We start from the raw sequence: 12,787 nt of genomic DNA on the forward strand, positions 1-12,787 counted from the left end.
CCTTGACCAGTAATATCATGGGACTGAGCAGCTCATCCTCCATTCTGGGAAACTCCATCATTTATCCTTTCGGCTGCGAGCCATAGCTGCATATTAAAAAACAATCGTTATCCTACTGAAAATCCTTCGGAAGCTGCCCATACCGCCGCTTGTAAGCCCGCAGAAAGGTAGAATAATTTTGAAATCCGCACTGATAACAGGCGGTGGTGGCATTTACGCCCAGAGCCAGAAGTTCTCTTGCTCGGGCCAGTCTCTTTTCTGTGATATAGCTCCCAATCGTAAAGCCGGTTTCCTCCTTAAAAACACGCATCATGTGGTAGGGGCTTAAGCTGCACACAGAGGCCAGGGCAGGGATGGAGAGGTCTTCTTCCAGATGGTTGTTGATATGGGCCATAAGTCCGGAAACCCGGTAGTCCAGAGAACTGGTGGTGACATAGGGGCCGGAGGAGGAGAGGCAGGACCGGTTGAGTAAAATAAGAAATTCCAGGCACAGAAGCCGGGAAAAAAGGGGAGATGCAAAGTCTCCTTTTTGGCTGTTTGTTTCATTTTCAAGCTGTTTTAAAAGGACAGCCATAGGGCGGAGCTCTTCTTTTGCAAACCGCAGAACCTGAGAGTGGCGGTAGCTGGCTGTGCTGAAGCATAGGGCCAGATCGCTGTCTGCGTGTTTATGAGCTTCTAAAAAGGCAGGCGAGAGATATAGGATCAGGCGTTCATAGGGACAGGAAGGATCCGGTTCAGGACGGTGGATCTGGCCCCGGTCCACCAACACCATATCCCAGGGCATGAGGCGATAGGAGCGGCCCTCGATGGAGTATGAAACGTTTCCGTTTATCAGGATCAGTATTTTCAGAAAATCGTGGTGGTGGTATTCATAAGGTCCTTTTCCCAGATCCTTAAGGTGGAAAAAGCGGAATTCTTCCTTTAAATATCCCTGGGGGCGGGAAGTCTGGGATGACGGCTGAGTTTGAGAAGTCACGGTTGGTATCCTCCTTTTTGACGGATGGAATTCTTTCTTTTAATATAGCATTATTTGCAATATAAAACAGCATAAAATTAATATTATTATAAAATAATGCCTGATAAAATAGAATTATAACATGAATACGGCAAAACCGCAGAAAAGTATCTGTGGGGAAAGAGGGTAAGCTATGAGACTGACCATTGAAAAATATCACGGACTTGGAAATGACTATCTGGTATATGATCCCAATAAAAATAAACTGGCCCTGACCCCTTCGCGGGTTCAGCTTTTATGTAACCGAAATTTCGGCGTGGGAGCGGACGGCATTTTGGAGGGGCCTGTGATGGAGAATGACAGGATTTCCATGGTGATCTGGAATTCGGATGGAAGCCGGACGGAGAACAGCGGAAACGGCGTGCGTATTTTTGCAAAATATTTAAAGGATGCAGGCTATGTGCAGAAAAAGGATTTTACCATCCATTCAGAAGGCGGAGAAATCGACATCCACTATCTGAATGAAGAAGGAACAAGGTTAAAGGCCTCTATGGGAAAGGCGTCTTTCTGGAGCGATGAGGTTCCGGTAACAGGGCCAAGGAGGGAGATTATCAATGAAACCATGGTCTTTGGACGGATTCCCTATCCTGTTACCTGCTTATCGGTAGGAAATCCCCATCTGGTAATCCTTATGGATGAGATTTCAAAGGAGCTGGTGTGCCGGATCGGAAAGTATTCGGAGAATGCCAGACAGTTCCCGGAAAAGATCAACACACAGATTATGAAGGTATTAGACCGAACCCATATTCAGACTGAGGTGTATGAGAGGGGCGCAGGCTATACGCTGGCTTCGGGAAGCGGCTGCTGTGCGGCTGCTGCGGCTGCCTACCGTCTGGGCCTTACGGATCCGAAAATGATCGTCCAGATGCCGGGAGGAACTCTGGAACTGGAAATCCGGGAGGATGGAAATGTTCTGATGACCGGAGATGTGGGATATGTGGGAAGCATAAAGCTGGGAAATCATTTTACAGAGCAGCTTCGGGCGCTTGACAAATAAAAAAACTGCGTTTATAGTTTTTTACAGATACAGGCAAAAGGGCGGGGTATCGCATCAGATCCCCGCCCTGATACATTTTACAGGGATTGGAAAGGGTTTTTGCCATCCCTGGGAGAGGGTGGTTAAACCATGAACAAATACAGCAGAGAGGATATCCTCAGGATCGTCCGGGAGGAGGATGTGGAGTTTATCTGCCTGCAGTTTACGGATCTGTTTGGAATAATGAAGTCTGTGACCATTACAGCCGGACAGGTGGAAAAAGCCCTGGACAACCGATGCATGTTTGACGGTTCTGCTACTCAGGGCTATGTGAGGCTTCAGGAATCGGATATGTATCTTTATCCGGACACGGATACCTTTGAGATATTTCCCTGGCGTTCCAGACAGGGGCGGGCAGCAAGGCTGATCTGTGATGTGTGCCATCCCGACGGAACGCCTTTCCAGGGAGATCCGCGCTTTGTGCTTAAAAAGGCCGTTAAGCGGGCGGCAGATATGGGATATGTGATGGAGGTAAAGCCGGAGTGTGAGTTTTTCCTTTTTCATTCAGACGAGGAGGGACGGCCCACGATCCAGACTCATGAGCGGGCAGGATATTTTGATACGTTCCCTATGGATCTGGGAGAGAATGTATGCAGGGATATTGTGACAAATCTGGAGGAAATGGATTTTCAGGTGGAGTCCAGTCATCATGAGATTGCTCCGGGGCAGCATGAGATCGATCTGGGGTCCATGGATGCCTTGAGGGCTGCAGATCAGCTTCTCACCTTCAAGATGACAGCCAAAACGATTGCAAAGAGCCACGGGCTTCACGCCACCTTTATGCCAAAGCCCAAAGAGGGAGTTAATGGTTCAGGGATGCATCTTGTTTTGTCGCTGAAAGACTCACAGGGAAAGAACCTGTTTGCAGACCCGGCAGATCCTTTGGGACTAAGTCTTACGGCCCGTCATTTTATGGCAGGAATTTTAAACCATATGAAAGAAATGACGCTTCTTACCAATCCGACGGTTAATTCCTATAAGCGGCTGGTTCCTGGATATGATGCCCCGGTTTATAGTGCCTGGTCGCCTTCAAACAGCAAAAGCTGCCTGATCCGCATTCCGTCTCCGGGAGGAGAGGGGATTGAGCTGCGCTGTCCGGATGGGGCCATGAATCCATACCTGGCACTTGCAGCCTGCCTTCAGGCGGGACTGGAGGGGATTGAAAAGGAGCTGGAGCTGCCTCTCTGTGCAAAAGAACCGATATCGTTGGCTGATCAGGAGGAACTTAATAACTGCGGGATTGACCGGATCCCAAACACTCTTGGAGCTGCCATTGAGGCATATGCAGGCAGTCTTTTTGTGAAAAATGTTCTCGGAGAACCGATTTATATTAAATATCTGGAGGCCAAAGAGAAGGAATGGGGAGAGTTCGGCATTCAGGTGACGGACTGGGAGATCGCCCAATATCTGTATCAATATTAGTGTGCAGCCTGGCAGGAGGAGGTGGGAAGGATGGCAAGTATAATCGCGGCATTTTCAAAGCCACAGGATGCCGGAAATATCCGGGCCATACTCAGGAAGAATGGCTATGAACCAGTTTTTGCGTGCACCTCCGGGGCTCAGGTTCTGGCAGCGGCAGAGAGTTTAAACGGCGGGATCGTAGTCTGCGGCTTCCGCTTTGAAGATATGGTCTGCGAGGAGCTGCGCCGCCTGCTCCCATCTTCCTTTGATATGCTTCTCATTGCTTCCCCGGCAAAATGGAGCAAACGGGATACGGAGGGAATGATCTGCCTTTCCATGCCCTTAAAGGTACATGAGCTTTTAAGCACCATAGAAATGATGCTTGAGGCCAGAAAACGGCGAAAGCGCAGAAAGAGGACCCGTCCTCAGGAGAGAAGCGCCGAGGAAAAGGAACTGATTTTAAAGGCAAAAGCTCTCCTGATGGATCGAAATACGATGACCGAGCCGGAAGCCTACCGATATATACAAAAATGCAGTATGGATAATGGCACCAGCCTGACCGAAACTGCTCAGATGATCATCAGCTTAATACACATGTGAGGTAGAACCATGAATTTTGTAAAAATGCAGGGAATTGGAAATGACTATGTATATGTAGACTGTTTTAAGGAGAACGTAAAAAATCCAAGTGCAGCAGCCCGATTTGTCAGCGACCGGAGGTTTGGCATCGGTTCAGACGGCCTGATCCTGATCTGCCCTTCTGATGTGGCAGACTGCCGTATGGAAATGTACAATACAGACGGTTCACAGGGGAAAATGTGCGGAAACGGCATCCGTTGTGTGGGAAAGTATGCCTATGACCATGGGATTATTTCCCCGGATCGGAGAAGCCTGACCGTAGAGACTCCGGCTGGGATTAAGGAGTTAAAACTGGAGGTCGAAAACGGCAGGGCAGTGATGCTCACTGTTGACATGGGAGAGGCAGTTCTCACTTCCCAGCTTCCGGAAACGATTTTGGTAGATGGAAAACAATGGGAGTTTACGGGAATTGATGTAGGAAATCCCCATGCAGTGTATTTTATGGATGAAATAGACAGCCTGGATCTGGAGAAGATGGGACCGTCTTTTGAGTTCCATGAGCGTTTTGTGCCGGATCGTGTAAATTCAGAGTTTATCCGCGTGATTGACCGTACACATATCCAGATGCGGGTATGGGAGAGGGGCAGCGGAGAAACCTGGGCCTGCGGCACAGGAGCTACGGCCAGCGCCATGGCAGCTATTTTGCTGGGATTAACAGAGGATGAGGTGCTTGTAAGCCTTAAGGGCGGCGATTTAAGGATCCGTCTGGACCGGGAAAGCGGCCATCTGTTTATGACAGGGCCTGCAGTGGAGGTGTTTAACGGAGCCATAGAGCCTTTTTGGGAGGACGGGGAAGAAGGCAGCCGTTAAGAGTACGATGGAACTGGACGGCTTTATCGGACAGCTTTAGAAGTTTGGAAAGACCAGTACCCAGATTGTATTTTCCACTCATGTTGGGCCAAGAGGTGTGGATGTGGATCACGCATATCAGATATAGACGGTATCCTGGCCGTTTATCCGCCGGCGCCAAGGAAACATCCGTCTCATTTTTACATATGGTATAAGGAAATGAAGTATGTAAAAGGAGCTGCTTATGGAACAGCAAACAAGTGTGATCATAGACGCCGGACACGGCGGGGCAGAGCCGGGAGCCATGTTTGAGGGGCGCAAGGAGAAGGATGATACGCTCCGTCTGGCATTGGCTGTAGGCGAGATACTGGAAAATAATGGGATTCGTGTGATGTATACCCGTACCACGGACGTATATGACACGCCTCTGGAAAAAGCCATGATTGCGAATGGATCGGGAGCTGATTTTTTCGTATCCATTCACCGGAATGCCATGCCTGTTCCGGGAACAGGAAAGGGAGCATTGAACCTGGTATACGAAAATACCGGTCCGGGAGCATTGATGGCAGAAAATATCCAGAAAAATCTTGTGAAAGCCGGATTTGACGATCTGGGAGTTCAGGAACGTCCCGGAATCATTGTGCTCAGGCGGACTAAGATGCCGGCTGTGCTGGTGGAGGCGGGATTTTTAGATCACCCGGAGGACAACAGGATTTTTGATGAACAATTTGATCAGATCGCCCAGGGGATTGCAGACGGGATATTGACCACCTTTTCCCAGCTGAAGAAAGAGACGGAAGAGAAGCGGTACTATCAGGTTCAGGTGGGAGCATACAGGGAACGACCGCGGGCAGAGTTTCTGGTAAGGGAGCTTGCAGCCAAGGGATTTCCGGCTTTTCTTGTATATGATGACGGGCTTTATAAGGTGCGGGTCGGCGCTTTTTTGCAGATGGACAATGGAGTCCGGATGGAGCAGAGAGTAAGACAGGCCGGATATCCTACCATGCTGGTGAGGAAAGAGGAAGTGTAAAAGATTGCAGATTATTTGAGATAAAGTATATGTAATGTGAGAAATTCTTCCTGTATAATGATGCTATAAGAGCAAACACCTTTTTGTGCCTTTTGGTGGCAGTGGGATTTGCGTATGGCGGTATAGAGGAAGGAGAAGAGTGATATGTTATATCCGAAGATGAACAGAGCAAGGACCGTGATGGATCTTTCCGGCCTGTGGGAATTTAAGCTTGGAGATTATGAGACGCCGGGGGATAACTGTGAGCGTCTTGCAGGAGGGGAACGGATTGCTGTCCCTGCATCCTATAATGATCAGAAGGATGATCCGGCTTATAAGAATCACTATGGATGGGCCTGGTATGAAAGAGAGGTCACGGTTCCTGCCTTTTTTAAGGGGCAGAGGCTGTTTCTGCGTTTTGATGCCGTGACACACAGGGCAAGGATCTATATAAACGGAACCTTTGTAATGGAACATAAGGGAGGATTTCTTCCTTTTGAGCTGGAGCTTACGGAGCTTGTGGTTCCGGGAGAAACGCTGCTGCTTACCGTTGCGGCGGACAACCGGATCAGCCACAGCACGCTTCCAGTGGGAAATGAAGGTGGAACCGCTTTTTTTGGCTCCGATAATCCAGGTGTGCCTTCGGTTGAAGCAGCCAAGGTATGGCGAAAACAGGGCAATCTTCCCAATTTTGACTTTTTTAACTATGCAGGAATCAACCGTCCGGTACGGCTGTATACAACACCTGTTTCTCGCATCTGCGGTCTGACCCTGATACCGGACATAGACGGCACCGATGGGATTCTTCAATATGAGGCTGAGACAGAGGGAGAAGGCGCCGTTCATGTGGAAATTTTTGATGTGGAGGGGAATAAGGCAGCAGAGGCAGAGGGAGCTTCTGGAATCATTACCATACCTGATGCCAGATTGTGGTGGCCCTGGCCGGGAACGCCTTATCTGTACCGGGCTGTATTTACCTTTGGAGAAGATATCTATGAGGAAACCTTTGGCATCCGTACAGTGAAGGTAGAAGGAACCCAGTTCCTGATCAATGGAAAGCCGTTTTATTTTAAGGGCTTTGGAAAGCATGAGGATTCTCCCTTTCATGGAAGAGGACTGGATCTGTGTCTGGATGTAAAGGATGTGAACCTGATCCACTGGCTTCATGCTAATTCCTTCCGCACCAGCCATTATCCCTATGCGGAGGAGATGTATCAGCTCTGTGACAGAGAGGGAATTGTGATCATTGATGAAACGCCGGCTGTAGGAATCGGAGCTGGCGAGCACTGCGATCCTTATCAGATATTTCCCATTCGGGAGCACCACGAGGCTGTGCTCCGGGATATGATCGAGAGGGATAAAAATCATCCCTGCGTGGTAATGTGGTCCATGGGAAATGAGCCAGATACAGAGCATTTTCCGGAATCAGCCTATGAATACTGGCACAGCCTGTATGAGTATACGCACACCCTGGATCCGCAGAACCGTCCTGTGACCTTTGTGTGCTGCCAGAATAATTATGAAAAGGATCTTGTGACCCGGACGATGGATGTAGTATGCATCAACCGGTATTACGGATGGTATAACTTGTCGGGCGATCTGGACGCAGCCTGCTATGCTCTGAACATGGAGCTGGACTTCTGGGAAAAAATAGGAAAACCTGTGATGATTACAGAGTATGGGGCAGACGCTGTGGCGGGCATCCATCAGTGTGTACCGGAAATGTTCAGTGAAGAATATCAGATGGAATATTACAGGCGGCAGAATGAGGAATTTGATAAAAGGTCTTTCTTTATGGGAGAGCAGGTCTGGAATTTTGCGGACTTTGCGGCATTTCAGGGTTGCATGAGAGTGGACGGCAATAAGAAGGGCCTGTTTACAAGAGAAAGACGGCCAAAGCTGGCAGCACACTATTTCAGAAAGCGTTGGGAGAACATTCCCAATTTTGAGTATAAAGCAGGAGGAAATACGGATGAAAAGTAGAAATCCAAGGATTTCCTGGCTGGATAATCCGGAGGTTTTTGAGGTGAACCGGAACAATGCTCATTCAGATCATGTATATCCTTTTTTTCAGGAGGCAGGATCAGAGGGAATCGGTTTTATGCTTCTGGATGGTGTCTGGGATTTCTGCTGGGAGGAGCAGCCACCGGAATATGCGCTCAGAGGAACGGAGGATTCAGACGGAGTTGTTTTTTATAAAGCTGCTTTTGAGGAAAAGGACTGGGGAACGATCCAGGTTCCCGGCCATGTCCAGCTTCAGGGGTATGACAACTGCCATTATGTCAATACCATGTATCCATGGGATGGAAGGTCGGAGATCCGTCCTCCGGCCATTGACTGGGAGAATGCTCCGGCCGGGAGCTATGTAAGGGAATTTATTATCACAGATCAGGAGAAAGATTTTCTGGAAAAACGGGTGTTTGTGTCGTTCCAGGGAGTGGAAACAGCCTTTTATGTGTGGTGTAACGGTCAGTTTGCAGGGTATGGCGAGGACGGCTTTACACCGTCGGAGTATGAGCTTACGGGAGTTCTTCATCCTGGCGTAAACCGGCTGGAGGTGCGCGTTTACAAGCGCAGCAGTGCCAGCTGGATTGAGGATCAGGATTTCTTCCGTTTTACAGGGATTTTCCGGTCGGTATATCTTTACTGTATACCGGAAATCCATGTGGAGGATCTGTTTATAAAGGCGTATTTGACGGATGATTACAGAGATGGCTTTCTGGATGTAGAATTTACCATGGAAAATCCAAACGGATACAGCTATGAAATAAGGCTTGCGCTGGAGGATGCAGGCCGGATCATAAAAACAGGGGCTTTAAAAGGAAGGATGGAAAAAAGCTGCGCCGTATCACTGGGAAAAATCCCCAATGTACATCCATGGAGCGCAGAAGATCCCTTCCGATATCTGCTTCATATAGAACTGTGGGGAGAAGATGGCTGTAAGGAGTCTTTTTTGCAGCCAGTTGGATTCCGAAGCTTTGAGCTGAAGAACGGGCAGATGTGCTTAAACGGATGCCCCATTGTTTTTCACGGCATAAACCGCCATGAATTTGACTGGCACAGGGGAAGGGCTGTCACAGCCGATGATATGCTTTATGATATTCGTTTTTTAAAGCAGCATAATATCAACGCCGTCCGTACCTGCCACTACCCCAATCAGTCCCTGTGGTATGAGCTCTGCGACCGTTATGGTATTTATGTTATGGATGAGGCAAATCTGGAAAGTCATGGTTCATGGCAGAAAATGGGAGCCTGTGAGCCGTCATGGAATGTACCGGGAAGCCTGCCACAGTGGAAAGCCTGTGTAACAGACCGTGGAAAGTCTATGGCGGAACGGGATAAGAATCATCCGTCTGTGCTGATCTGGTCCTGCGGAAATGAGTCCTATGCCGGAGAGGATATCCGTGCGATGAGCCGCTGGTTTAAGGAGAGAGATCCGGGGCGTCTAATCCATTATGAGGGCGTTTTCTGGAACCGGGAATTTGAGGATATCAGTGACATGGAAAGCCAGATGTATACGCCTCCGGAACGTGTAAGGGAATTTCTGGAAAATAACACGAAAAAGCCTTTTATTATGTGTGAATATATGCATGCCATGGGAAATTCCCTGGGAGGCATGGATCGGTATATGGCGTTGGAATATGAATATCCTGCCTATCAGGGAGGCTTTATCTGGGATATGATCGATCAGGCGGTTGCCAGACAGGGAAAAGACGGGAAGGAATATCCGGCATACGGCGGTGATTTTGGAGACCGTCCCACAGACTGGCAGTTCTGCGGAAACGGAATTTTGTATCCGGATCGTTCCATATCTCCAAAGGCTGCTGAGGTAAAGGCTCAGTATGCTGCGGTGCGTTTGAAGATTTCTCCGGAGAGACGGCAGATACAGATTGAGAACCGGCAACTTTTTTCAGACCTTTCGGATCTTGCGTTTGTGCTGACGGTGTTAAGAAATGGAAAAAAATGGAAAACATTTCCGTTTAAGGCACAGGCTGCTCCGGGAACGTGCGCCGTATATTCCTTTGATGAGACAGGCTTTACAAACGATACCGCGTTGGAAGATGGAAAGGAATATATCCTAAGAGTAAGCGTCCATTTGGAAAAGGATACGCTGTGGGCAGAAAAAGGATATGAACTTGCTTTTTCGGAAGTAGTTCTTCCAGGAAACTGGAAAATGGAAAGAAAACGGTTCATTCCGGCCCGAATGATTGACGGCGATGTAAACCTGGGCGTTATCCTGGGAGAGATGCAGCTTATGTTTTCCTATCAAGACGGCGGTCTGGTATCTTTAAAGAGAAAGGATGGCATACAGTGGATGATCCGTCCTCCTGTGCCTGTATACTGGAGGGCGTCTACAGACAATGACCGGGGAAACGGTTTTGCAAAGGAAAGCAGGCTGTGGCTGGCAAAGACATTATTTCCGGAAATTTGCAAAGGAAAGGCAGAGATCAGAGAAACAGACAAGGAAGCAGAGCTTACATTTACATGGGAGGATACTACTGTTACATACAGGATGCGAAAGGACGGTATGCTTGGGGTGAGAGCGCACTTCCATGGAAAGAAGGGATATCCGTCCCTGCCTGTATTTGGACTGGCCTTTGAGCTTCCAGAGCAGGTCAGCCGTTTTTCCTGGTATGGAAGAGGGCCGTGGGAGAATTATCCTGACCGCAGGGCCGGAGCAGGGCTGGGAGTTTACGAAAGCACAAAAAAAGAGCAGCTTGCTCGGTATTTAAAGCCTCAGGAATGCGGGATGCATATGGATACCCGGAGGTTGGTTCTGGAAACAAAAGACGGAGAGAAACTTTTGTTTGAGGCGGAGAAAAAGCCGTTTCACTTCAGCCTGCTTCCATACAGTCCCATAGAGCTCGAAACGGCTCTCCACAGGGAAGAGCTGCCCGCACAGAGCCATACCTGGGCAGTGATCGCAGGAGCCATAAGAGGCGTGGGAGGAAATGACAGCTGGGGAGCTCCTGTATATCCGGAATATGAGATACCGGGAGACAGGGATATTATATTTGAGTTTTCTATGGGTTTTATCAGTAATCATGAGGAATAAAAAAAGAGCTGGCGCTCAGGATCATATGATCCGAAGCGCCAGTTCTTTTTTGGGGTTAAATGTGATGCGGGTTCTCCATAGGTCATTTTTCCAGCTCAGTTTCAGCCGCGGATCTGTAATGGGGAGACATTCCACAGAAACATCCGTCAAAGCTCCTGTTATCTTGCAGACGGCCAGAGTTCCCAGGATCAGACAGCTTTCTTTATACAGAGGTTTTTCTGCGGTTATAAGGTTCAGGACAGGAGTAAGCCCCGGACAGCAGACCTGATCGGTAATAAGGATTTCCTGGCTGCGTTTAAACACAACGCTGCGTTTAAAGGAGGTGATACAACCCTTGGGGTATGCGTTTTTCAGCTCCATTGAAATATGGGCTTCCTGTGCTTCAAAGCCCCAGTCTACATGTTCCGCTTTAAAATCCGGACCGTTGTGTTCCATTTGTTCATGGCCGTCTGCGGTGATAAAGGAGGGGAGGTTATGGTAAGCAGACTGCATGGTCCAGATTTCATATCGCTGTGGTGAGAAAGTTTTGGCCTGATAGGTTTCCACTCCGATATCAGCAAAGAGCGGCTTTCCGTCTTTATAAATGGTGAAGCTTCCCGTATCATTGTGATTGTGGCTGTCATCATTATCCCCGGCTTTTACAGCCAGACAGAAACGGCTGTCTCTTGCAATAAAAAGGCCGGTACTGGGATAGAAAATATCTTTTTTTTCTGTATTACAGCCCTGAGGGATAGAAAGGATTTCAGGCAGTGCAAAAAGATTTTGAATCCGGTAAAAAAGATTATGCTCTTGCGTTAAAAGGGGATCCTGTGTTATGCGGCAGTCGCCAGCAGCCAGTTCCATCAGTTCCTTCTGTTCGGTGCGCTTTCCGAAGAGGTATTCTCTGGCACTGCACAGGCCTGCGACAGCGGCACAGTCTGAAAAATTGATGTAGTAGGGTCCGCAGGCATGGACGTTGGAGAGGTAGGCGGCTATATTGCAGATTTTGGGTTCGCGGTAAAGGGAGGAAAAGGAATGATCCGTCATACCGTTCATGATTTCTATGGTGTTAAAGAGGCAGAGGCCTGCATGACGGTAATATTGAGGCCCTTCATCACAGCAGCCGTCGTCTCCGTATTCGGCAAGGAAAAAATCAGCGCTTTTGGCCGCTTTTTGAAGAATGGCCCGACTGATTTCTTCATCCTCTTCCCACAGAGCTGCTGTCATAAGCACATTCTGGGTACACCAGATAGTCCAGTTGTTCATAGGGCTTACCCCATCGCCCATCCACCAGAAATGCTCCTTTAAATAAGGCTCAAGGATGCGTTCCTTCAGACAGCGTACTACTTGTTTTTCAATCAGGGGACTTACGGCGCGAAGTTCATCCCTCAAAAGCCATACAGCTACAGCCAGCACGGCCCCTGTTTCAGCAGCAAAAAGATCGATGACAGGACGTGAGGGATCAGGCAGAGGAAGGGAAGGCGTATCACGGATGTAGGAATTATGGGGGGGAAGCTGCCATGCAGTTTCTTCGCAGATAAGATAAATTCCGTTTATGATATCATCCAGAAAAGTTCCCTTATAGTCACATGCTTCTGCCAGAACCAGGGTTCCGAGGGCAGTCCGGCGGGCAAACTGCTTATCCTCAAACCGGATCCTGTTTCCAGAACGGGTGTATTCTAAAAAGTCACAGGCCAGGATTTGAGGCCATACTACCGGACAGAGGGCCTTTGCGTCTTCCACGGCCCTGTTTTTAAGGGAAGAAGGAAGAGCCTCCCAAAATTCCCGGCAGCGTGCAGGGGAAAAGGGGATAAAGGGGGTAAGTGGCAGCTTGGGTGAAGCGGCAATTTCATAAAACATAGT

9 protein-coding genes are annotated in these 12,787 nt (G+C 48.7%); 7 read left to right on the top strand and 2 right to left on the bottom strand.

Features of this window, described 5'->3' with window-relative positions:
* Positions 1-112: 112 nt before the first annotated feature.
* Positions 113-976: an AraC family transcriptional regulator gene (locus BN3656_RS08175; RefSeq protein ID WP_066546371.1), complete on the bottom strand. Its 864-nt coding sequence runs from the start codon at positions 974-976 to the stop codon at positions 113-115.
* A 172-nt stretch (positions 977-1,148) separates the two neighbouring features.
* Between BN3656_RS08175 and dapF (BN3656_RS08180) the strand changes: the two genes are divergently transcribed.
* The 7 genes from dapF (BN3656_RS08180) to BN3656_RS08210 all read left to right on the top strand — a co-directional run bounded on the left by dapF (BN3656_RS08180) (position 1,149) and on the right by BN3656_RS08210 (position 10,945).
* The gene (dapF, locus tag BN3656_RS08180) at positions 1,149-2,012 is read left to right on the top strand and encodes a diaminopimelate epimerase (protein ID WP_066546372.1); all 864 of its coding nucleotides are present in this window, start codon (positions 1,149-1,151) and stop codon (positions 2,010-2,012) included.
* A gap of 129 nt (positions 2,013-2,141) precedes the next feature.
* Positions 2,142-3,473: a type I glutamate--ammonia ligase gene (gene glnA / locus BN3656_RS08185; RefSeq protein ID WP_066546373.1), complete on the top strand. Its 1,332-nt coding sequence runs from the start codon at positions 2,142-2,144 to the stop codon at positions 3,471-3,473.
* Positions 3,474-3,503: 30 nt separating this feature from the next.
* Positions 3,504-4,052: an ANTAR domain-containing protein gene (locus BN3656_RS08190; RefSeq protein WP_066546375.1), complete on the top strand. Its 549-nt coding sequence runs from the start codon at positions 3,504-3,506 to the stop codon at positions 4,050-4,052.
* 9 nt (positions 4,053-4,061) lie between these two features.
* A complete protein-coding gene (gene dapF, locus BN3656_RS08195) occupies positions 4,062-4,901 on the top strand; it encodes a diaminopimelate epimerase (protein ID WP_066546377.1) in 840 nt (279 codons plus the stop codon).
* Positions 4,902-5,124: 223 nt separating this feature from the next.
* Positions 5,125-5,910, top strand: a complete 786-nt coding sequence (locus tag BN3656_RS08200; protein WP_066546379.1) for an N-acetylmuramoyl-L-alanine amidase — start codon at positions 5,125-5,127, stop codon at positions 5,908-5,910.
* 144 nt (positions 5,911-6,054) lie between these two features.
* The gene (gene uidA / locus BN3656_RS08205; protein WP_066546381.1) at positions 6,055-7,872 is read left to right on the top strand and encodes a beta-glucuronidase; all 1,818 of its coding nucleotides are present in this window, start codon (positions 6,055-6,057) and stop codon (positions 7,870-7,872) included.
* Positions 7,862-10,945 (top strand): glycoside hydrolase family 2 TIM barrel-domain containing protein, encoded by a 3,084-nt coding sequence (locus BN3656_RS08210; protein WP_066546390.1) that lies wholly within the window; start codon positions 7,862-7,864, stop codon positions 10,943-10,945. Before uidA ends, BN3656_RS08210 begins: the two co-directional genes overlap by 11 nt.
* 21 nt (positions 10,946-10,966) lie before the next feature.
* On the opposite strand, the gene BN3656_RS08215 is transcribed toward BN3656_RS08210, so the two are convergent.
* Complete coding sequence (locus BN3656_RS08215) at positions 10,967-12,784, bottom strand: heparinase II/III family protein (protein ID WP_066546392.1); 1,818 nt, start codon at positions 12,782-12,784, stop codon at positions 10,967-10,969.
* Positions 12,785-12,787: the final 3 nt, after the last annotated feature.

Source organism: Clostridium sp. AT4, from assembly GCF_001517625.2.
Classification (GTDB): domain Bacteria; phylum Bacillota; class Clostridia; order Lachnospirales; family Lachnospiraceae; genus Enterocloster.